General features: G+C 34.5%; 20 protein-coding genes. 6 read left to right on the top strand and 14 right to left on the bottom strand.

From position 1 onward, the window contains the following. The first annotated feature begins 104 nt into the window (after nt 1-104). Nucleotides 105-836: a TrmH family RNA methyltransferase gene (locus tag ACE94K_RS08760; RefSeq protein WP_378182945.1), complete on the top strand. Its 732-nt coding sequence runs from the start codon at nt 105-107 to the stop codon at nt 834-836. A 7-nt stretch (nt 837-843) separates the two neighbouring features. On the opposite strand, the gene ACE94K_RS08765 is transcribed toward ACE94K_RS08760, so the two are convergent. The 3 genes from ACE94K_RS08765 to ACE94K_RS08775 all read right to left on the bottom strand — a co-directional run bounded on the left by ACE94K_RS08765 (nt 844) and on the right by ACE94K_RS08775 (nt 3,162). Beyond that, entirely contained in the window at nt 844-1,566 is a 723-nt protein-coding gene (locus tag ACE94K_RS08765) for a porin family protein (protein ID WP_378182948.1), read from the bottom strand. Nucleotide 1,567: 1 nt separating this feature from the next. Then, the gene (gene ubiE / locus ACE94K_RS08770; protein ID WP_378182951.1) at nt 1,568-2,296 is read right to left on the bottom strand and encodes a bifunctional demethylmenaquinone methyltransferase/2-methoxy-6-polyprenyl-1,4-benzoquinol methylase UbiE; all 729 of its coding nucleotides are present in this window, start codon (nt 2,294-2,296) and stop codon (nt 1,568-1,570) included. A 128-nt stretch (nt 2,297-2,424) separates the two neighbouring features. After that, the gene (locus ACE94K_RS08775; RefSeq protein WP_378182954.1) at nt 2,425-3,162 is read right to left on the bottom strand and encodes a hypothetical protein; all 738 of its coding nucleotides are present in this window, start codon (nt 3,160-3,162) and stop codon (nt 2,425-2,427) included. Nucleotides 3,163-3,474: 312 nt separating this feature from the next. Here ACE94K_RS08775 and trkA point away from each other — a divergent pair, with 312 nt between their 5' ends. Together trkA and ACE94K_RS08785 are read left to right on the top strand one after the other, a co-directional pair. Further along, nucleotides 3,475-4,824 carry a Trk system potassium transporter TrkA gene (trkA, locus tag ACE94K_RS08780; protein WP_378182956.1) on the top strand — a complete coding sequence of 450 codons (1,350 nt, stop codon included), beginning with the start codon at nt 3,475-3,477 and terminating at the stop codon, nt 4,822-4,824. Between the two features lies 1 nt (nt 4,825). Continuing rightward, nucleotides 4,826-6,322, top strand: a complete 1,497-nt coding sequence (locus ACE94K_RS08785; RefSeq protein WP_378182959.1) for a TrkH family potassium uptake protein — start codon at nt 4,826-4,828, stop codon at nt 6,320-6,322. Nucleotides 6,323-6,662: 340 nt separating this feature from the next. Here the strand turns inward: ACE94K_RS08785 and ACE94K_RS08790 are convergent, their stop codons facing one another. The 3 genes from ACE94K_RS08790 to ACE94K_RS08800 form a co-directional block, all read right to left on the bottom strand. Continuing rightward, a complete protein-coding gene (locus tag ACE94K_RS08790) occupies nt 6,663-6,944 on the bottom strand; it encodes a hypothetical protein (protein WP_378182962.1) in 282 nt (93 codons plus the stop codon). A gap of 197 nt (nt 6,945-7,141) precedes the next feature. After that, nucleotides 7,142-8,329: a pyridoxal phosphate-dependent aminotransferase gene (locus tag ACE94K_RS08795; protein ID WP_378184251.1), complete on the bottom strand. Its 1,188-nt coding sequence runs from the start codon at nt 8,327-8,329 to the stop codon at nt 7,142-7,144. A 43-nt stretch (nt 8,330-8,372) separates the two neighbouring features. Continuing rightward, the gene (locus ACE94K_RS08800; protein WP_378182966.1) at nt 8,373-9,473 is read right to left on the bottom strand and encodes a fatty acid desaturase family protein; all 1,101 of its coding nucleotides are present in this window, start codon (nt 9,471-9,473) and stop codon (nt 8,373-8,375) included. A 137-nt stretch (nt 9,474-9,610) separates the two neighbouring features. Between ACE94K_RS08800 and rsmG the strand changes: the two genes are divergently transcribed. Next, complete coding sequence (gene rsmG / locus ACE94K_RS08805) at nt 9,611-10,240, top strand: 16S rRNA (guanine(527)-N(7))-methyltransferase RsmG (RefSeq protein WP_378182969.1); 630 nt, start codon at nt 9,611-9,613, stop codon at nt 10,238-10,240. Nucleotides 10,241-10,335: 95 nt separating this feature from the next. Here the strand turns inward: rsmG and ACE94K_RS08810 are convergent, their stop codons facing one another. From ACE94K_RS08810 to pruA, 7 genes are all read right to left on the bottom strand, one after another. Continuing rightward, entirely contained in the window at nt 10,336-13,176 is a 2,841-nt protein-coding gene (locus ACE94K_RS08810) for a tetratricopeptide repeat protein (RefSeq protein ID WP_378182972.1), read from the bottom strand. 443 nt (nt 13,177-13,619) lie between these two features. Beyond that, nucleotides 13,620-13,820 (bottom strand): hypothetical protein, encoded by a 201-nt coding sequence (locus tag ACE94K_RS08815; protein WP_378182975.1) that lies wholly within the window; start codon nt 13,818-13,820, stop codon nt 13,620-13,622. A 291-nt stretch (nt 13,821-14,111) separates the two neighbouring features. Then, the gene (locus ACE94K_RS08820) at nt 14,112-14,780 is read right to left on the bottom strand and encodes a hypothetical protein (protein ID WP_378182978.1); all 669 of its coding nucleotides are present in this window, start codon (nt 14,778-14,780) and stop codon (nt 14,112-14,114) included. Nucleotides 14,781-14,862: 82 nt separating this feature from the next. After that, on the bottom strand, nt 14,863-15,456 hold the full coding sequence (locus tag ACE94K_RS08825; protein WP_378182981.1) for a hypothetical protein: 594 nt from the start codon (nt 15,454-15,456) through the stop codon (nt 14,863-14,865). A 303-nt stretch (nt 15,457-15,759) separates the two neighbouring features. Further along, a complete protein-coding gene (locus ACE94K_RS08830; protein WP_378182983.1) occupies nt 15,760-17,019 on the bottom strand; it encodes a nitrate/nitrite transporter in 1,260 nt (419 codons plus the stop codon). Nucleotides 17,020-17,097: 78 nt separating this feature from the next. Further along, nucleotides 17,098-17,550 carry a hypothetical protein gene (locus ACE94K_RS08835; RefSeq protein WP_378182987.1) on the bottom strand — a complete coding sequence of 151 codons (453 nt, stop codon included), beginning with the start codon at nt 17,548-17,550 and terminating at the stop codon, nt 17,098-17,100. 6 nt (nt 17,551-17,556) lie between these two features. Beyond that, the gene (pruA, locus tag ACE94K_RS08840) at nt 17,557-19,185 is read right to left on the bottom strand and encodes an L-glutamate gamma-semialdehyde dehydrogenase (protein ID WP_378182990.1); all 1,629 of its coding nucleotides are present in this window, start codon (nt 19,183-19,185) and stop codon (nt 17,557-17,559) included. Between the two features lie 160 nt (nt 19,186-19,345). On the opposite strand from pruA, the gene ACE94K_RS08845 reads away from it, so the two are divergent. Continuing rightward, on the top strand, nt 19,346-20,062 hold the full coding sequence (locus tag ACE94K_RS08845) for an NRDE family protein (RefSeq protein ID WP_378182993.1): 717 nt from the start codon (nt 19,346-19,348) through the stop codon (nt 20,060-20,062). Nucleotides 20,063-20,122: 60 nt separating this feature from the next. Beyond that, the gene (locus ACE94K_RS08850) at nt 20,123-21,139 is read left to right on the top strand and encodes a DUF6695 family protein (RefSeq protein WP_378184253.1); all 1,017 of its coding nucleotides are present in this window, start codon (nt 20,123-20,125) and stop codon (nt 21,137-21,139) included. Here the strand turns inward: ACE94K_RS08850 and apaG are convergent. Beyond that, nucleotides 21,108-21,494: a Co2+/Mg2+ efflux protein ApaG gene (gene apaG, locus ACE94K_RS08855; protein ID WP_378182996.1), complete on the bottom strand. Its 387-nt coding sequence runs from the start codon at nt 21,492-21,494 to the stop codon at nt 21,108-21,110. The genes ACE94K_RS08850 and apaG overlap by 32 nt on opposite strands. Nucleotide 21,495 lies beyond the last annotated feature (1 nt).

Raw genomic sequence — 21,495 nt, forward strand, 5'->3', positions numbered from 1 at the left:
CATTACATGAAATTAAAAAAATTGTAGATACTATAACAAATACTATTTTTGTGAGCAGGTGTTTCAATCCAGAGTCATTATTGTGTCAAAAATACATTATTTGTATGGTTAGCAAAAACCAAAAGAAATTAATACATAGTTTACATCAAAAAAAATACCGAAAACAACATGGATTGTTTGTTGCAGAGGGTAAAAAGGTGATTAGTGAGTTCTTGGATGCTGGTTTAAAACTTCATTCGCTTTTTGCATCTGATGCTTCCTATTTTGAAACATCTTCTCATCACACCTTTATCGTTACAGAAGCAGAGTTAAAGAGCATTAGTTTTCTCAGTACACCTCAGGTAGCTTTGGCTATATTTTATATCCCAGAAACAAAACCTGTAAATAATACGGGATTAATTTTGGCCCTAGATGATGTTCGTGATCCTGGTAATCTTGGCACGATCATAAGGTTATGTGACTGGTTCGGAATTACGGATTTAATCTGCTCTGAAAAAACAGTAGATTGCTATAATCCAAAAGTCATTCAGGCTACTATGGGATCTGTAACCCGAGTAAATATTATCTATACCGATCTACACAAGTTTTTGATCAATAGAAAGGAAGAAATACCTGTCTATGGGACTTTCATGGATGGACAGACTATTTATCAACAAAAATTATCTGATCAAGGGGTAATTATCATGGGTAATGAAGCCAACGGGGTATCACCAGAAATAGAGCAATTGGTATCCAAAAGAATTGCCATACCTAGATTTGGAAAGATCCAAAAGACAGAAAGTCTAAACGTAGCTACTGCCGCGGCTATTATTTTAAATGAATTTAGACGTGCCTAAGTCTACTCTACTGAAAAGTAAAATTGATGAAAATTCCTCTTGATGACATTTTATCGATAGCCGAAGTGTAAGGACTATTGGGGTCCGCATCAGCAACCAACTCATCAGACATGGCAAAAACACCGCGAATAGACGGAGTGAATTTGAAGTAAAACAGATAAAAATCTATTCCGAAACCAAGCTCAAAATAATTGGTATTTGTTTTGGTTCTAAACTGACCTACACTGTTATCGTCAGGATTATCTTCATTACTTGATAAATTAAGAGAAGTCGAAACTCCTCCAACAATAAAAGGCTTGAAGTTATTTAATCTTTTTGTAGAAATTTTTAATAATAACGGGATATGTACATATGTAGAGGTAACCTCTCTTTCAGATTGGTTCGCATCAATATCCGGAGAATTAAAGGTGAGATCTCTTCTAACAAATGAGACCTGGGGTTCCAATCTAAGATCCAGATAGTCATTAATTCTCATGTTACCTAATAATCCTACATTAAAACCTATGGATTGGGTCACTATAACATCTCCGTCCAAAATAGGGTCTTCTCCTTCTGGAGTAGCTTTATAATCGAAATTAAAGTCGTAGCTGTTAAAACCAAGAATGTATCCCCAACTTAATCGAGGTTTGTCATAGTTTTGAAGATTTCTAACTCGTTCTTTAGAAAATAATTGTGCACTCACATTCTGAGTACATACCATAACAGCTATTGCTATAAAAAGTCTTTTCATATTATTTTGTGGCTGTATAAATTGTGGCAACACCAAACGTTTGCGGATGATCCTCGACTTCTATAAACCCGATTTTTCTCAAAATATTGTTGAAAGCATCACCATAAGGAAAAGCAGCAGCACTTTCACTAAGGTATGAATATGCCGATCTATCTTTTGAAAATATTCTTCCGATCAAGGGTAAAAGGGTTGAAGAATATAGTTTGTATCCCTGTTTATAGGGAGTTTTGGTAGGGACAGAGGTTTCTAAGACAACAAACGTGCCTCCAGGTTTTAATACTCTGAGTATTTCTGTTAATCCTTGTTCTAAATCTTCAAAATTTCGTACACCAAAAGCTACCGTTATGGCATCAAAATAATTCTCTTCATAAGGCATGCTTTCTCCATCTCCTTTGACCATAGAAATGATCTGATCCAATTTTTTTGCCTTAATTTTTTCTGTTCCTACTGCCAGCATACCGGCAGAGATATCTAGTCCTATGATTTCTGAAGCACCCGTTTCAGCAAGGTTAATAGCTAAATCACCAGTTCCTGTAGCGACATCCAGAATTCTTGTTGGTTTAGAATTCTTAACAATTTTCACTACTTTTTTTCTCCATTTTACATCAATACCGAAAGAAATTACTCGATTAAGACCATCATAGTTACCCGAGATTGTGTCAAACATTTCGGTAACCTGCTCTTTTTTGGTTGTTTTTTTGTCTTTATATGGAGTTATCTTTTCTGACATTCAAAAAAATTTAGGCAAATATACATTTTTGATACGGATCGTAGGAAAAGATTGTCATTTTGTTACGGTAAGTAATTCAAAGCTCTATTTTCAACTCAGTGTATTAACATCATTTTGAAGATATGTAATTACTTTAGATCAATCCAGTCGCCCGAAGAGATTTTACCTTTCACAAAATCATTATACTCTTTATGAACAACATAAAAACGGAGATTGTGCTTGTTTTCTTTAAAGGATGCTTCGTTGGTATGCGACACCATTTGATAAACAAATTTATCACCAATCCATTCAAAAGTATATTTGTCTTTTCCTAAAGACCTGATTTTTCTTTTTTGTGGTTCTCCAAACTTTTTTGATAGAAGCTTATAAAATTCTTCAAATTCTTTTGGGTTAGGTTTTTGATATGAAGTTGTGGCACTTAAAACAACTAATTGTCCTTCCAAATTTTCGACAAAGCTAACTTTAGGAAAATAAATATGTCTAAAATGAGCGGTAGAGTCTAAACTGGAATAAGACATCATATCATAACTTATTGCCCATTTTTTAATATTTTCGTCACTCCACATTTTTTCTTTATCGATAAGATGAAATAATGTATCAGTCTTAAAAATATTTATTTCAGATAATTCAAGATTGATCTTTTTATAAGTTAATGTATCTTGTTTTGTCGCATTTTTTTGATCGAAAATCTTTTGGGATAAAACATCAAGCTCGTTATTTAAATTTTTGCTGTGCTCCTTAAAAGGTGCCACGAAATTACTTGGGCTAAAATTTGTGTCTATCGCTTCGAGATTAATACTGGTTTGTGAATTACCCTTGTATCCGAATATTAATGTAAAGGCTAGATAAAATAGTATCTTATTCATTTTAAAAGAAAATATTTGATTTAAAAGTAACTTTTATTCTGAATAAAACAACTTCTCAATATTGATTGTTAAGGAATCATTACCGATTTTGGCTTCTAATTCATGCCTATTAACAACCTGATTAAGAAGATTGTTTTGTGTTTAAATAAATAACTACTTAGGTAACGTACTATTTCCTAATTATTTCACCAGTTTCTGAAATTCCATTATCTTTGTAGGCTTTTATTTTTCAGTAGAAATTTTTCACTTGGAAAAATAAGTTTTTACTGAAGTTTAATTTTATCTTTTGATGATAAATAATAAAAAATACGGATGAAAATTATTATTGCCGGGGCTGGTGAAGTAGGATTTCATTTGGCAAAATTACTTTCGTTTGAATCTCAGGACATTACGCTTATCGATCCCGATAAAGAATGCCTAAATTATGCAGATAGTCATTTGGATATTAGGGTCATTAAAGGAGACGCTACATCCATAAGTATTCTAAAAGATGCCAGAGTTCAGAGTGTAGATATGGTAATTAGTGTTACCTCTAGTGAAACAACGAATATTACAGTTTGTGTTTTAGCTAAACAGCTCGGTGCGAAACGAACAATAGCAAGAATTTCCAACACAGAGTTTATTGAAAATAAAGACGAAGTTGGTTTTATCAAATTTGGTATTGATGAATTAATTTCTCCGGAAGCTTTGGCGGCCAGTGAAATTGAACTACTCTTAAATCAATCAGCTTTTAGTGATAGTTATGAGTTTGAAGACGGTGCGTTGACCATGGTTGGTACTACTTTATCCGAAACTGCATTGTTTGTAAATAAAACGGTACGTGAAGCAGCAGAGATTTTTCCGGAACTTCATTTTATGCCGATAGCCATTCAACGGTCGGGAACACAATATACCATCATTCCCAGAGGGGATACAAAGTTTAAAGAAGGAGATCAGGTATATTTTGTCACTTCCAAAGGTGGGGTAGAAGAGCTTTACAAATTAACGGGTAAGGTAAAAGAGCAGATCAAGAAAGTAATGATTTTGGGCGGCAGTAAAATTGGTCATAAAACTACCTGCGATCTATGCGACCATAAATTTAGAGTAAAGCTAATTGAAAGTGATAAGGACAAAGCATTTGATTTGGCAGATGATCTTCCAAATGCATTGATTATAAATGGAGATGGTCGTAATGTAGAATTGCTGGAAGAAGAAAATATTGATGATATGGATGCCTTTATTGCTGTTACCGGTAATTCTGAAACCAATATCATGTCATGCCTTGTCGCTAAATCAAAAGGAGTTCGTAAGACTATCGCCTTGGTAGAAAATATGGATTATTTTCAATTATCACATTCTATTGGAATTGATACTTTGATTAATAAAAAATTATTAGCAGCTAATAACATATTCAGGTTTATCAGAAAAGGAGAGGTTGTGGCGATGACAAAACTGAATAATATGAATGCTGAGTTGTTGGAATTTATTGTAAAACCAACTTCTGAAGTAAGTGATAACTTAATTAGAGATTTAGATTTTCCGCGTTCTGCGATAATTGCCGGTGTAATTAGGGATGGTGTAGGAATGATTCCGCTCGGAGGCTTTTACATAAAAGCTGGTGATAGAGTAGTGGTATGTTGTTTGCCAAAATCAATTAAGAAAATAGAAAATCTTTTCTTGTAAGATGTCCAGACTAAACTTTAAAATTATCACTCACATTATGGGGCTATTGTTGCTCTGTAACGGGGGATTCATGCTGATAGCAACCATCATCAGTTTTATCTATAAGGATGGAGTTACATTGCAAATTATGTTAGCTTCATTGTCTACAATGTTTGTGGGGATTATTTTAATGTTTCTTACTCGAGAACATGACAAATCAATCAATAAAAGAGAAGGCTATATTGTAGTGACCTTTGGATGGATATTCATGTCTTTAAGCGGTACCTTACCTTATATATTTTCTGAAGCCATACCATCCTTTACTAATGCTTTTTTCGAAACGATGTCCGGATATACGACCACCGGGGCATCCATTCTTAATGAAATAGAGATTGTGCCCAAAGGAGTTCTTTTTTGGCGTAGCCTTACACATTGGATTGGCGGGATGGGAATTATTGTATTAGCTGTGGCTATTTTGCCGCTACTGGGTATTGGAGGGATGCAGCTATTTGCAGCCGAAGCACCCGGTCCTAGTGCCGATAAATTACATCCCAGGATTACTGATACAGCCAAAAGGTTATGGTTAATCTATTTTGGATATACAGCTGCAGAAACTGTTTTGCTCAAGGTTGCAGGAATGGATTTTTTTGATGCTATTAATCACGCTTTAAGCACATTATCTACAGGTGGTTTTTCTACAAAAAATGCAAGTGTGGCATATTGGAATGATCAGCCTTTGATTCAATATATTATCATGTTGTTCATGTTTCTGGCAGGAATGAACTTTATATTAAGTTATTTTGGCTTTAAAGGTAAGTTTGGGAAGTTTCTGAAAGATGAAGAATTTAAGTGGTATATCATTTTCCTGGTTGCTTTTACTGCCGTATCAGCTTTGATTATCTATCTCAAAGCGGATCCTGCTAATTCTGTAATAGATCACCCGATGGTGTATGGTGAAGCCGAGAGTGCTTTTAGACACGCTTTGTTCCAGGTGTTGGCGGTTGTAACTACTACTGGATTTGTGTCAGCTGATTTTACTGTTTGGACTCCTTTTTTAAAGATCGTTTTCTTTGGTTTATTCTTTTTAGGAGGTTCTGCTGGTTCCACTGCCGGAGGTATGAAGATTGTAAGACACCTTATCACTATAAAAAACGGTATTCTGGAATTTAAAAGAACATTACATCCCAGAGCAGTATTGCCGGTGCGATACAATCAAAGAGCTGTTTCAAAAGAAATTGTATTTAACATATTAGCATTTTTTATACTCTATATGTTATCATTTATTATTGGGTCTCTAGTTTTGGGGATGTTAGGATTGGATTTTGAAACCGCCATTGGTGGAGCAGCTTCTTCTCTAGGAAACGTGGGTCCGGCATTAGGTAAACTTAGTCCAGTGAATAACTTTGATGTCTTACCGGCGTTCGGAAAATGGTGGTGTTCTTTCTTAATGCTGATCGGAAGATTAGAATTGTTTACCGTATTGATTTTGCTTACTCCTTTCTTCTGGAGAAATAGGTAATGACCTTGAGTTGAACTAATCTGAAATACGTTAGTTTGGGTGAAATTCTGTTAAGAATTTTATTTTAAAAACAAGTATTTTATATTTTAGTACCGGAAAGCTATTCTCAATAAAATTTTTCTTCATTTTACTACGAAAAATTATTCGAAGTGACGCTTATATGACATGCCTAAAACTAATCGAACTTAGCATAATAGCATAACGTTAATTTGAAACAATTTTAAACTGATTACAAAGTGAAAAACATCTTTGCTAAACCTCTCCTTTGGTGTGGGTGGAGCAAAAAAAAACCATTCTTAAGTTTATTTCAAGTATATATTACTACAGTAGGCAGATACAATCAGAAAGACTCTTCCCAAGGCCCAAAAGCATATGGATTAATGCTCCAAAGTTCGGCTACTTTTTTAATAGTGTCTTTTACCTTTCCTTTTACGCTTTGAAGATACTTTGGTTCGATATAAAAAATATCCAGTATCGTCTCATAATAGGATATAGCAGTGTCCTCTACATCCGAAGGGGTGTAATTTAAGATTTCATCTTCTGAGTATGGAGCTTTGAAATTTTCTTTGAAAATTTGAAGCACATTTTTTTGAACAATACGTTCTTTTTCTAGAATGTCCATAAATACAAATACAGGTTTTAAGATTGTTATTTATGTTCAAACTACAATGATTTCTGACTTCAATGTTTTCCCCAAAACAATTAAAATACTAAGATTACAATAACTCCAAAAACGTTGATTTATTTTAAAAAAATAGAAAACCGATAATTTTTATGGAATTATCGGTTTTTTTATAAAAGTTGTATGATTTTGATAAACTAGCTTACCACTTTTTTTATTCTATCTATCGCTTCTTTGATTTGTTCGGTGCTGGCGGCATAAGAAATTCTGATACAGTTTCCATTTCCGAAAGCGTCTCCGGTTACTGTTGCTACATTTGCGTGCTCCAATAAGAACATAGAAAAATCTGAAGCGTTTTCTATGGTTGTTCCGTTAATGTTCTTTCCAAAGTAATAAGAAACATCAGGAAATACATAAAATGCGCCTTCGGGCTCGTTGCATTCAAAGCCCGGTATTTCAGCTAATAAATCTAAAATCAGTTTTCTACGATTTTTAAATTCATCAACCATATATTGAATTTTACTAACTGGTGCTTCTAATGCTGTTATCACCGCTCGCTGAGCAATACAATTTGCTCCACTAGTCACTTGTCCCTGCATTTTATTACAAGCTCTGGCAATAACTTGTGGGGCTCCGATATAACCAATTCTCCATCCAGTCATAGCAAAAGCTTTAGCTACACCGTTTACAGTGACAGTTCTGTCATACATATCATCAAATTGCGCCATAGATGCGTGATCACCTACATAGTTGATATGCTCATAGATCTCATCACTTACTACCACGATATTCGGATATTTTTGTAGAACATCTGCCAGGGCTCTTAATTCTTCTTTACTGTAGATAGATCCACTCGGGTTACAAGGAGAACTATACCAGATCATTTTAGTTTTTGGAGTGATCGCTTTTTCTAACTGTGCTGCAGTCATTTTAAAATCATTCTCAATAGAGGTTTTTACTTCTACCGGAACACCCTCTGCTAATTTTACAATATCGCTGTAACTTACCCAATAAGGGCAAGGCAGTATAACTTCATCTCCTGGATTAAGACACACTTGAGCTACATTGTATAAAGATTGTTTTGCACCTGTAGAAACTACAATCTGAGAGCGATCATATGTTAAATTATTATCTCTTTTAAACTTAGTGATAATCGCATCTTTTAATTCTACATATCCATCCACCGGAGTATACGAATTGTAATTGTCGTTCACTGCCTGTATGGCTGCGTCTTTAATAAAATCCGGTGTGTTAAAATCCGGCTCTCCTAAACTTAAGCCAATGATGTCTTTTCCTTCTGCTCTTAGTTCTCTAGCTTTGGCAGCCATGGCTAATGTAGCAGAAGCTTTCAATTTGTTGATCTTGTCTGATAATTGAATACTCATTTCCGATACTTGTGTGCTCATTTTGGTAATTGGTAAATAAAAGTTATGGTTGCATCGCGGGTTTCATTCCCATTTCTCTTAGATGTCTGAAATGAGCCAAAATCGCTTTGCGGGTGGTTTTATATTCGTTATACGGTAGATTGAATTCCTGAGCAGTCTGTTTTACTATTTTAGAAATTTTAGTGTAATGTACATGACTGATATTCGGAAAAATGTGGTGTTCTACCTGATGATTTAGTCCTCCGGTAAACCAGTTAACCAATCTGTTTTTTGTAGAGAAATTCACCGTAGTAAATAACTGATGAATCGCCCACGTATTTTTCATTGTACCTGTTGTATCGGGTAGCGGCATCTGTGCTTCTTCTACCATGTGCGCTAGCTGAAATACTATACTCAAAATAAGTCCTGCCACATAATGCATGATGAAGAATCCTATTAGGATTTTCCACCAGGCAATAGACAAAATAAGCATAGGAATTACAATCCAAATCATTACATAAATCATCTTAGTGATCACTACGGTACTCCATTGCTTCAAAGGGCTAGGCAATTTTCCATAAGACAGCTTGCGTTTCAGGTAATTTCTTGTTTGCTTAAAATCAGTGGTAATCGCCCAATTAAAGGTCAATAAACCATATAAGAACACAGAATAGTAATGTTGAAATTTATGAAAACGTTTCCATTCTGCGTGTTTCGTAAAACGGATGATTCTTCCGGCATCCATATCCTCATCATGACCGTGAATATTTGTGTAGGTATGATGTAGTACATTATGTTGCACCTGCCAATTATATACATTTCCAGCTAGGATATAAAGGCTGCTTCCCATTAATTTATTGATCCATTTTTTTGAAGAATAGGATCCGTGATTTCCATCATGCATCACATTCATTCCTACACCGGCCATACCAACTCCCATAATGATCGTCAATAATAACATCCACCATTGAGAGATGTTTAGCGTAAGGATTAGAAAATAGGGTGTTAGGAAAATAGAAAACATGACGATTGTTTTCAAGTGTAGTTTCCAGTTTCCTGTTCGCTTAATATTATTTTCTTTGAAATATTGATTCACGCGCTTGTTCAGAGTTCTGAAAAATTTTGCGGAATCCGCTCGGCTAAATTTTACGTTTGGTGTAGTCATGGGCTTTGTAATTTATGACCTAACGTTTTTTGTCATAATTTATTCGGTAAAGTTAGGTATTTATATTTTTTTAACTTCTTAAAAAGTAGTAAAATATAAGAAGTTTACATGTATTTTTGCGCTTTAAAATGTACTTCATGGATATACTACTCAAATATTTCCCCGAATTAACAGACGATCAGATAGATAAGTTCAAGCAGCTTGGTGAATTATATAAGGATTGGAATGCGAAGATCAATGTGATTTCCAGAAAGGATATCGATCTTTTGTATGAGCGCCATGTACTGCATTCTTTGGGTATTGCCAAAGTACAAACGTTTAAAGCAGGTTCGAAAATATTGGATGTAGGTACCGGAGGGGGATTTCCAGGAATACCGTTAGCAATACTGTTTCCTGAAACCAATTTTTATTTAGTCGACGTAATTGCAAAAAAAATACGAGTGGTTAATGAAGTAGCTAGTGCTTTAGGCCTAAAAAATGTAAAAGCAGAGCAACGAAGGGCAGGAACGTTTGACGATCGTTTTGATTTTATCGTGAGCAGAGCTGTGACTAATATGCCTGATTTTGTGAAATGGGTGCGTAAAAATGTAACCAAGAAATCAAACCATGAATTACCGAATGGTATTTTGTACCTCAAAGGAGGGGATTTAACCGAAGAGTTGGCGTTGTTTCCAAAAGCAACAGAATACAGTTTAACGGATTACTTTAAAGAAGACTTCTTCGAAACTAAAAAAGTAGTCCACCTTCCGGTAAAGTATAAGTTATAAATAGAATGATCAATTGTGTTGAGATCACGGTTTTATACAAGCGTCAATATAGATAGTTTAGATTTGCAGATTTGTGATGCATTATATTCTGGAATTTATGAGGTTGTTGGAATGTAAATTTTAACAAAGGCTCCTTTGTCATCATTATTTCCATTTTCCATATGTCCGCCGTGTATCTCTATAATTTGATTTGCCAAATAAAGGCCTAAACCAGGATTATCATCGATGTGATTTTTATTGCTAAATGTCACATTGTTAGTAATTGTAAATCCTTTTTCAAAACCATCTCCTTCATCTTTTACTGTGATCACCAGGTTATGATCGTGATCATCTACCAGAACAGAAACGGTGCCTTTGTTTGGTGAATATTTCATAGCATTATGAATGATATGAAAAAGGGATTTACCAAAGTAGCTAGAGTCGACTATTATAATATCGATATCCGTATTGAATTCTGTTTTAAAGGTAACTTCTTTTTCGTTTTTTTCAAGTGTAACCTGTTGTACAGTATTTTCTATAATGTCCCTTACTTTAACTTCTTCTGGTTTTAGGATGTCCTTGTTATAAACATTGATTAGACTTATATCCAGAGCTTTTTTTGAAAAATCATTTAGTCTTGAGGCAGATAAGTCCAAAATTTCGATTAAAGAGGCTGCTTCTTCAGATAACTTAGAATCTTTTAAAAGACTAAGACCTCCGATAATACCATTTAATGGTGTTCTTATTTCGTGGCTAATAATATTGATAAACTGCGATTTAGCCTTATCAAGCCCTATTAGTTTTTTATTGGCAATCTCTAATTCTAAAGTTCTTTCGGTTACTTTATCTTCAAGCCATTTATTGACTTCACTTAATTTGTCTTTACTTATTTTTAACTCTTTAAGCGTATCCTGAAGTTTTGATAAGGTGGATTCTAAGTCAGTTTTGGATGTTTCAAGTTCTTTTTGATAGATCTTAATGTCAGAAATATCCCTAAGTAATGCGAATACCTGATTACGACCTTTTACTTCTATAACGCACATCGAAACTAATACCGGAGATTTACTTCCATCAGCATTATCAATTTCAAATTCAAATGATGAGGTTTGAGTTGGAGACAACTTTTTAACCTTGTCTTTTTTTAAGTTGATAGGGTTTTTATGTCCAAGCTGACGTTTTGATGATATTTCAAATAGAGAATGACCAATCAGTTCGTTTTTAGTTTTTTTTCCTAACAAGCTTACAGCAACATCATTGCAATCGTTTATGATTCCTTTATCATCATAATCAAAAACGAGTAATGCATCAGGTAAAGAAGAAAATAAACCTTTGTATTGAGTTTTACTTTGCTTGAGTTGTTCCATTGCAGTGGTGATATCCTCATTTTGCTTAGAAATAATAAGCTTTTGCCTACGTAAAAGTCGATATCTACTATAAACGTACATCAGGAAAAGCAATGTTAAGGCCAAACAACCATATAAAGCTATTTGCTGGATTTTTGATTTCTCTAATTGCGCATCACGAACCTGAATCGAGGCATCTTTTATCAATTGTTCTCTTACAAAAGCTAGGCTATCTGCCATTGCCTTTTTTTCATAAGAAGACTTGTACTCCTGACGGATAACCTCGCGCTGATTCTGTTGACTGTCAATACTGTCTTTTTTTGCTATATAAATTTCTAACATCTCTAAAGCTTTACGCGAATTTCCGGTTGCTTTATAACTATTGTAAAGCGCGTGTGCTGCTTCTTTTATTTCTATGATGTTTCGTATTTCTTGCGCCTGATTTAATGCACGTTTGTTATATGCGATGGCATTGTTATAATCACCTAACTCATTATAGTTTTCACCAATGTTTCTTAGGATTTTTGTTGTTTTTCCAACCTCACCTATACTTTCCATTTGTATTAAGCTACGGTTATAAAAGTCTTTGGCCTTTTCATAATTACCTTGATCAAAATAGACTTTTCCAATGTTATTTAAAGAAGTTGCGATCCCTTCTTTTTCTCCGATTTCAGTACTAATAGTTAAACCACGAAATAGATAATCAAAAGCATCTTTGCTATTGTTTAATTTATTATAAATGAGTCCGATATTATTAAGGGAGCCTATAATTCCTTTTTTATCACTCATTTCTTCGGCGATGGCCAGGCTCTGATTGTGATACTTAAGGGCATTTTCAAAATCATTCTGATTCGTATATATCAGCGCTATGTTGTTTAAGGTACTAGACATAGCTCTTTTATCTCCTATTTCTTCTACCAGAGAAAAACCACGTCTGTAATAATCTATGGCATTCACATAATCACCTTGTTCAAAGTAATTGATCCCCATATTGATAAAGCTATAGGCCATTCCCTTTTTATTACCCATTTCTTTTTTAATGGCCAAACTACGATTATGGTAATCAAGAGCTTTTGTGTAGTCACCGCGTTTATAATAAACAACGCCTATGTTGTTTAATGATGCAGAAATTCCTTTTTTATCTCCTATTTCTTCTCTAATCCTAAGACTGCGATTGTAACATTTTAGAGCGTTGCTAAAATCTCCTTGATCCCTAAAATTGTTTCCTATGCCATTTAAGGTGTTGGCTATTCCGGCTTTATTGCCTATTTCTTCGTGAATGCTTAAACTCTGTGTGTAATGATCATTAGCAAGGTCATATTTGCCTTGATACATTAGAGAGATTCCCTGCATGTTCCTTGCATTGGCCATTTGTTTTTTGAGCCCTTTGCTTTTTGCAAAGTCATATTGTAATTGTGCATAATAAAATGCGCTATCTGGTTTAGAATATAGATAGCCCTCATTGACCATCTGGTTGATGGCATTTAAACGGATGGTATCGTGCTGGGAAGTGTTTTTCCAGATGCTCTTTAGTGAGTCAATATTGACTTGTGCAGAGCTCATAAGGCAACTGCAAGAAGAAATTAAAAGATATGCAATTATTTTTTTTATCAATCTTTTGTCATTTAATTATAAAATCACTTGCTTTTTCTTTCTTTCTTTATTTCTTCCTCATTCTCTAAGCAGGTACTTAGCTTGTAGCTTTTAATAATCGAACCTCTGTGTTTTCTGAAACAATTTGTATTTTCTATTTGTTGGTTAAAGGGATTTTAAAAAAAATGATCATCTAAAATTTTGGGGCTATAATGCTATTTCACGAAATGCTTTTACAATTTCTATTGTATGAGATGAATACATAAAGCCAAAAAGTGATTTTATACCTCTCTTAACCAAATATAGGGATTTTAGCAGACTTAAATGAAGGTGAAAAATCATTATTTTTTTTCAGGTTTTGGATGTTGATTTTCATAATAAATCTTTATTGGATTGATATTTTATTTTTTGTAAGAATTAAGTAGGTTTTAACGTTTGCTTATGTTGGCTAACGTATTTAATTTTCAGTTCTCTAAATCGTTAATCCAGTTCTGCATTTTCTTAGTAAATGGTATTTGATCAGATTTGTTAATCATCTCAAGCATCAGTTTCTTAAATCCTTCATTCCATTCAATTCCTTCTCGCTTACTTAACAATTCAACTTGATGAGGCCAACCCATTGCTCGTCCTTCAATTTTATATTCGATCCTTATAAACTCATTCAACAATTTCGTCCAATGTGGCTCTCTCCGTTTACCGAAATCAGCCCCGTGCATAAAAAAAACTATATTGTCTCGAGTTATATCGCTAACGTACATGGACATCCGGTAGAGAAAATGGATCATCTTTTCGGTTTCATTTTTTTTCATTTTTTATACGATAATATATTTGTGTACGGCTTGTTGTGGAAAACTATACTGAATTTCCGATTAAGGAAACAAGATGGTAAATTTTGCAATAATTACCCAGTAACAAATTCGTAAACAATATGTTATAAAAATTGTTGTAAAACTTTACTAATTGATTTTAAAAGTCTGTTTTATTCTTTCCATTGTTTTGTTTGACTCTTTGCTATTTTCTTTTGCCTGGGTCAAGGAATCTTGAAATACAAGCAGACTTTTCTTTCCATTATTATCAACTACTTCGAAAACATTTAATTCGAGATTAATTCCTGCAAGAGTAACAGACAGTTTTATTCCATTCAACTTTGAAGAATTTATTTGTTCAGTTATTTCTTCAGTTGAACAGTTTGATTGTCCGAATTGGCTTATCATTTCATCGACATATTCCTTTACATCCATTTCTACAATTGGTCTTATAACCATGATTGTAAAATCATTGCCTGATAAAGTCCAAATGTCATTGGTTATTGATAATTTTGCCTCAAATGAATATGTTCTTGGGTATTCAAATTCAATATTATTGTGTGGAAATAGTTTCCATTCATAGACTCCGATTGTTGTTTCAGATTTGTTGGCTAATCCCTTCCATTTTTTTGGTTGATTTTCGACAAAGTATTGAGTTTCATTTTCCGTTTTAAGTTCAAAAATTAATGGCGGTTCCTCATCTTTTGATAATCTAATCTCAAAATCTTTAAAATTAATTTTCGATTCCTTTTTTTGTTCGCAAGAGGTTTGAGAGAATAAGCAAATGGATGCTATTAAAACTATCGATGAGTTTTTCATAATATTTTACAACGTTTCTTTTATGGTGCGTTTGTTTCCCAAAGGAAGCAAATACAATATACAAATCTTTGTGCAACGTTTTTTATTTATCGTTTTTGGTATATTCACTTTTTCCGTCAAATGATTTGTTTTCCGACTGAAACAAAAGTAGCCCAAGTCCCAATGCAAATAATAAACAACAAATAGCCATTAGGATACCATTCTTTAAAACGAAAAACGAAATTCCAATTAAGGGTGCGCCAATGATAACTAATAATGAGATAAATGGCTTCCTTCGAATAAAATTCCAAGCGTGTAGCGATAATCCTGTTAGCAGAAATGAAGGTCCAAGTACTTGGAATGGATAAAATATTGAAGGAGTATTGCTAATTTGATTACCTAATTCTGCTCTCCCAGCAAAATCATTTCCATAGCTCCACATCAGTAAATCTAAAGCACAAAGTCCAACGTTACCAAATACCCCTAAAGTTGTTAAAAAAGAAGCAACTGAGTTCATTTTATTTTTAGGGAACACATTGTTAAAATTGATTAGTAATGCTCCACCTATCAAGTTCATCCAATGAGCAAAATCAATCGGTTTCTGAGAATAAATGAATACAGAACCTTGTGAAAACATTATATAACTAATGACGAAAAGTGCGAGTCCAATAAGACACAATATTTTAGTTTTACTCATATTTTAAGGTTGATTTTTTAATCTCGATTAACGTTAAATTTAGTTATTAATAATCAGTTAATCGTTTTTTTCCTTTTTTCAGTGTCTTTTTCTCTTCGTTAGTTCGAGGAATTAGTCATATTATGATGTAGGGAATGTTTCACAAAATGTCTGTATAAGTACTTGTGCCTAGGTTTCAATTATAATTTTTGATTGTGGCCGTTTGTAACTATTTATAAACTTTTGTGTACGTAAGTGTAGCGTAAGTTACAATTTTATAAAGAAACGTAAAATTCCCTATAATTCAAAAATAAGAAATCAGATTTACTTCTTCTTGTTAAATAAACGATAGTAATGCCAAGCAGTAATACCACCAATACAGGAAAATAAAGCCAACATCCAAAACACATGTTGGTGTCCTTGTATGCCCGGTGCGTTGTCCAACAAATAGCCCATCGCAGCACCGGCAAAGATATCCGGGGTATATCCAATTAAAGAAATAAGTCCCACCGCTGTTCCGGTAAGTACCAATGGAATCTGACCACTCTGCATTACTGCAAAATATAAAGACCGGGCAGCATAGACTCCGGTTGCGACGACCAATATGGATATAAAAAATAAGCTAGTTGCGGATGCTGTGATGAGACCCAAAGCAAACAATAAAGAACCAAAGAAAGAGATCACAAAACTAACCACTAACCAGAACGTGGTTTGTGTACGATCTGCCAATACACCAATCAATACCCCAATCACAGGACGTATAAATAGCAAAAAAGTGCCCACTTGAGCAGATTGTACCTGGTCATATAACATCACATCTTTGGCGTATAAAGAAAATACATCAGTGATTTTATAGCCTACATAAGCACATAAAATAATGATCATCAATAACCAAACAGAGGGCAATCGTAGTACTTGCGCAATTTGTGAGATGGTGATTTTTTCAAGTATGATTTCTTGTTCGGTTTTTTGATCTAGTTTCATAAAAAACCATACGAGAATACCCACGAGACTCACAATACCAGAAGACACCAATATCACCTGTTTAAATGCTGCTCTGCTTTCTGAAAGGGTTGCCTGTGCAACATCAGAAGCAGTAAATAATGAAAATATAAACACACCCATCGCGCCAAATAGTGCTCCTACTAATCCACGACCACCATCAAGAAACCCAAATGCTTTTCCCTGAGAGGTGGATCCACCCCAAACTCGGGTCGCTTTGATCATTGGCGCCCAGAACAAAAAAATGGTAGTAAATCCCCAATAGCCATACAGTATTTTTAACGTAGTGTATCCCGGAAACGTAGCATAAACCAATCCTCCCAGCGCAGTCATCCATAAGGCTACCGCAATCAATTTTCTCGGGGAAAACTTGTCGGCCAAAGGACCACCGAAAAGATAGGATAACAAAGCGACAATTCCGTATACAGAAAAACAAAGTCCTAACTGTAGGTTATCCAAACTAAAGGCTTCGAGTACTGTGGGTCTAAAGACTCGTGCGAGTACAAAAGGAAGAATAAATACAGATTCTCCAGCCAAAATCAGTAATACTAAAAAATACCAGGGCGTTTTTTTTTGATTCATGGAGTGTAGCGTATGCTTTTACGTATATCGATGTTTGCCTAAAGATAGTGTTTGTAATTGTTTTTATGGAAAAGTTTATTATTTGGAAATCTTATTAAAAAAACTAATCATCAGATGGAAGAGTAGTAGTGGTTGAACGATTAATATGATTGTGAAGATAACTAGTTGGGTTATTAGTAAGTTTTCTTTTATTGCTCCATTTTTAAATTCTTCAGAATACCAGTCCGATTCAGAAGGGAAAAGTAAAGGAAGTAATAAAAGGATGAATATGCCACCAAGTGTACCTAGCAGATGGATGATAGTCAGTAATGGTCTTCTTTTTGTATTCAGCTTGTTGATAGTATAATATACTAAACCAATAACAACAAAAAAAAGAGAAATGAGATTAAAAACGTGTGTGATAGAGATGACAAAATACGTATCGTGCACATTGATATCCATTGTTTTTTCGCCAAAAGAAAAACCGTATATCAATAAGATTGGAATCAAACTCCAAAAAATGATATACGGTTTGTGGATTATATACTTCACTAGAAATTATTCTCCCAAGAAAGGATATCTGTAATCTTCTGGAGTTACAAATGTTTCTTTGATCGTTCTTGGTGATACCCAACGTAAAAGGTTCAGGTATGATCCAGCTTTATCATTTGTACCGGATGCTCTGGCTCCACCAAATGGTTGTTGTCCTACAACTGCCCCTGTTGGTTTATCATTGATGTAGAAATTACCGGCAGCATTTTCTAACGCTTTGGTAGCTTGTGCAGCAGCATATCGGTCTGTAGAGAAAATAGCTCCAGTTAATGCATATTCACTAGTTTGATCTACTAATGCTAAAGTTTCTTCCCATTTATTATCATCATATACATAAATAGTGATAACAGGTCCAAAAAGCTCTGTACACATCGTAGTGTATTTTGGATCTTCTGCAAGGATAACGGTTGGTTCAATAAAGTATCCTTTGGATTTATCATAACCACCACCAGCAATGATGGTTGCTCCTTTATCTTCTTTTGCCTGGTCAATATACTTAGCAAGCTTATCAAAAGAACCTTCATGGATGACAGCGGTAATAAAGTTGCTCATATCTTCTGGTGATCCCATTTTAAAGGATTTGATATCTGCTTTTAAGTATTTTTCTACATCAGCCCATAAGCTTTTAGGAATATATGCTCTGGATGCTGCACTACATTTTTGTCCCTGAAATTCAAAAGCACCACGAGAAATTCCTGTAGCTACTTGCTTGGCATTTGCACTAGGATGCGCTACGATAAAATCTTTTCCTCCTGTTTCTCCTACGATTCTTGGGTAGGTTTTGTAGTTATGGATATTGGTTCCGATTTTAGCCCAGATATCTTTAAATACGTGCGTACTACCAGTAAAGTGAATTCCAGCAAAATCAGGACTCGCTAATACGGTATCTGTAATCATTACCGGATCTCCGTAAACTACGTTGATAACACCATCAGGCACTCCTGCTTCTTTAAAAATATCTACAATCACTTTTGCAGAATAGATTTGGCTATCACTGGGTTTCCAAACCACTGTGTTTCCCATTAAGGCAGCACTAGCTGGCAAGTTTCCAGAAATGGCAGTAAAGTTAAATGGAGTGATCGCGTAGATAAATCCTTCTAGTGGTCTATACTCTAATCGGTTCCATGCTCCACTAGTAGAATCTGGTTGATCTTCATAGATTTGAGTCATAAATTCTACATTAAAACGTAAGAAATCTATAAACTCACAAGCAGCATCAATTTCTGCCTGAAAAATATTCTTAGATTGTGCTAACATAGTAGCAGCATTGATCTTAGCTCTATAAGGTCCAGCGATTAGTTCTGCAGCTCTTAAAAAAATGGCAGCACGTTGTTCCCAGGCTAAATCTGCCCACTTTTTACGAGCTTCAATAGCAGTGTCAATAGCTTTTTGAACGTGTTGCTTTTCAGCTTTATGATAGGTTCCTAATTGATGTTTATGGTCGTGTGGAGGTGACATTGTTCCTGTATCTCCTGTTCTGATTTCCTCTCCATTAATATATAAAGGAACATCAACAGTAGCATTATACATTGCTTTATAGGTTGCCAGAACTTCTTCTCTTTCAGGAGTTCCCGGAGCATATGATTTTACAGGCTCATTGATTGCTGTTGGAACTTGAAAAAAACCTTTTCCCATGATCTTGTGTATTTAGTTTGATTTGTAAGATGTGTTCGAATACTTAAAGCCGCAAAGATAGGAAATTATGAAGGGTATTACCGATTTTAACCTTTTATAAACATGTATGATATGTATTTTTTTTTGTAAGTTGTACGAAATTTATCCGACCCAAAAATCTATGTGTACAGTAACGTTGATCCCCACCCAAGAAAACGGTTTTATACTGACCTCTAATCGTGATGAGGCCATAAACCGTAAAACATTAGCTCCGGAATTTTATCAAGTTGATAAAACTAGAATGCTATTTCCGAAAGACGCCGTAGCGGGAGGGACATGGATAGGATTGAGTGATAAAAATACCATGATTTGCCTTCTTAATGGAGGTTTCGAAATCCACGAAAGATCGGTGTCGTATAGACAAAGTAGAGGAGTAGTGGTAAAAGATCTTTTGAGTGCAGACCATTTGAAAAAAGCCATTTCTGAATATGATTATACAGGAATCGAGCCTTTTACCATAGTTGCGGCGAATTGGAAATCAGATCTTGAGTTTTTTGAACTAGTTTGGGACGGAAGACAAAAACATGTCAGAGCTTTAGAAAAAGAAACCCATATTTGGTCCTCTTCTACCTTGTATACTCCTGAAATGAAGAAAACAAGAGAAGATTGGTTTGACGTATTCCAGAAAGCAAACGTATTAAGTGTTGACATGCTATTAGATTTTCATAAAAATGCTGGAATTGGTGATAAAGACATCGACCTGCAGATTGATCGAGGTTTTCTAAAAACCAGAAGCATAACTCAGATTGTTAAAAATGGGGAAGAGCTTTCTATGCGTTATGAAGACCTTCAGAAAAAGGAAGTAAATGTTGTTACTTTTGAGGCAATTACTGCTTAACTGGAACTGATACTAAATAAATCTTTTGAAAATAAGTATAACTAAAATTTTAAACGTGTGATGAATTACACGGGCAAAATAATTTCTCTCGCTTTTCCTGATACTTTTGTTCGTTTTTCTGACGAAGAGAAGAAATCCACTAGCTTGTTACAATTTTTTGGTTTGGGTAAGAATGGTATTATCAAAGCCGGTCACGCCGCATTTGTGCTGATCGAAAATAAAACGGGTATTGCAGAGTATTACGATTTTGGAAGATATATTACTCCTCCTGGAAAAGGAAGGGTAAGAAGCGCAGTAACAGATGTTGAGTTAGAGATACCATTTAAAGCAACATTTACAAAAGAGGGAAAGCTTGCTAATATTGAAGAATTTCTGTTATGGTTAGAAGCAAATCCGGAGAAAACACACGGTAGCGGTCGTTTAGTAGCTTCTGTATGTGATTATATATTCTATGATAAAGCCAAAGCTTATGTTCTTGAAATGCAGAATAAAGGAAGTATCCCATATTCTACTTTTAGGAAAGAAGGTAGCAATTGTTCGCGAATCGTAACAGATACAATTTTAAAAAGTACCGATAAATCAAGTATTAGAACCCCTCTCTTACGCAATAAATTATTTACTCCAAGTCCTTTGGGTAATGTGGAAAAAGGTTCGATGGAGAATAAAATATTTCAGGTAGAAAATGGTGTTTTGATAGAATATCCAAACTCTGTTTTTATAGAAAATCTAACCAATTATTTTGATAAACGAGCACCAAAATTAGGCAAGAAAAAAGAAACAGTGCTACCAGATTTTTTAGAAAACGCCGATTTTCTATCAGGCACAGGCAGTGGTGCGTATTTTGTTTTAAGAAAATCTTCTCAGGAATCTTTATTTGAAATCAGTAGATATACAGCTTATGGCGAAGAAGATTTTAGAGGTCTTTTTGAACCAAAATCAACTTTTGATTACACTAAAACATATCGATTTATATACGATTCTCATTGTAAATATTGTCACATTGAACAAGAAGATAAGGTGGTGAAGTTTGATTTGGTAAAGAAACTCAGTTTAGTGCAAAAGGAGCACTCAATTTAAAGCTGGGTATCATGACTTTAAATTTTTTCGTGGTGGTAAAATTTACCATATTATAATGGCCTTTCATCGCTCCAAAGGGTGAACTTAATAAACATCCGCTATTATAAGTATGAGATTCACCTGGTTTTAGCACAGGTTTCTTTCCAATAACTCCTTCTCCTTCAACTATTTCAGTGTTGCTTAATGCGTCTTTGATCTCCCAAAAACGAGAAGTGAGTTGTACAGAATCTTTACTTTGGTTTTCTATGGTGATACGATACCCAAAGGCAAAATGGATCTTGTAGTTCTTAAAGAACGTACCCTCAAAGGTGGTGTCCACCGAAATTTTTATGCCACTGGTTATTTGCTCAACCATA

This window comes from Aquimarina besae (genome assembly GCF_042434905.1).
Taxonomy (GTDB): domain Bacteria; phylum Bacteroidota; class Bacteroidia; order Flavobacteriales; family Flavobacteriaceae; genus Aquimarina.

Coding starts and splice junctions, on each gene's coding strand:
- ACE94K_RS08760 (WP_378182945.1), top strand. CDS start 105: ATGGTTAGCAAAAACCAAAAGAAATTAATACATAGTTTACATCAAAAA.
- ACE94K_RS08765 (WP_378182948.1), bottom strand. CDS start 1,566: ATGAAAAGACTTTTTATAGCAATAGCTGTTATGGTATGTACTCAGAAT.
- ubiE (WP_378182951.1), bottom strand. CDS start 2,296: ATGTCAGAAAAGATAACTCCATATAAAGACAAAAAAACAACCAAAAAA.
- ACE94K_RS08775 (WP_378182954.1), bottom strand. CDS start 3,162: ATGAATAAGATACTATTTTATCTAGCCTTTACATTAATATTCGGATAC.
- trkA (WP_378182956.1), top strand. CDS start 3,475: ATGAAAATTATTATTGCCGGGGCTGGTGAAGTAGGATTTCATTTGGCA.
- ACE94K_RS08785 (WP_378182959.1), top strand. CDS start 4,826: ATGTCCAGACTAAACTTTAAAATTATCACTCACATTATGGGGCTATTG.
- ACE94K_RS08790 (WP_378182962.1), bottom strand. CDS start 6,944: ATGGACATTCTAGAAAAAGAACGTATTGTTCAAAAAAATGTGCTTCAA.
- ACE94K_RS08795 (WP_378184251.1), bottom strand. CDS start 8,329: ATGAGTATTCAATTATCAGACAAGATCAACAAATTGAAAGCTTCTGCT.
- ACE94K_RS08800 (WP_378182966.1), bottom strand. CDS start 9,473: ATGACTACACCAAACGTAAAATTTAGCCGAGCGGATTCCGCAAAATTT.
- rsmG (WP_378182969.1), top strand. CDS start 9,611: ATGGATATACTACTCAAATATTTCCCCGAATTAACAGACGATCAGATA.
- ACE94K_RS08820 (WP_378182978.1), bottom strand. CDS start 14,780: ATGAAAAACTCATCGATAGTTTTAATAGCATCCATTTGCTTATTCTCT.
- ACE94K_RS08825 (WP_378182981.1), bottom strand. CDS start 15,456: ATGAGTAAAACTAAAATATTGTGTCTTATTGGACTCGCACTTTTCGTC.
- ACE94K_RS08830 (WP_378182983.1), bottom strand. CDS start 17,019: ATGAATCAAAAAAAAACGCCCTGGTATTTTTTAGTATTACTGATTTTG.
- pruA (WP_378182990.1), bottom strand. CDS start 19,185: ATGGGAAAAGGTTTTTTTCAAGTTCCAACAGCAATCAATGAGCCTGTA.
- ACE94K_RS08845 (WP_378182993.1), top strand. CDS start 19,346: ATGTGTACAGTAACGTTGATCCCCACCCAAGAAAACGGTTTTATACTG.
- ACE94K_RS08850 (WP_378184253.1), top strand. CDS start 20,123: ATGAATTACACGGGCAAAATAATTTCTCTCGCTTTTCCTGATACTTTT.
- apaG (WP_378182996.1), bottom strand. CDS start 21,494: ATGGTTGAGCAAATAACCAGTGGCATAAAAATTTCGGTGGACACCACC.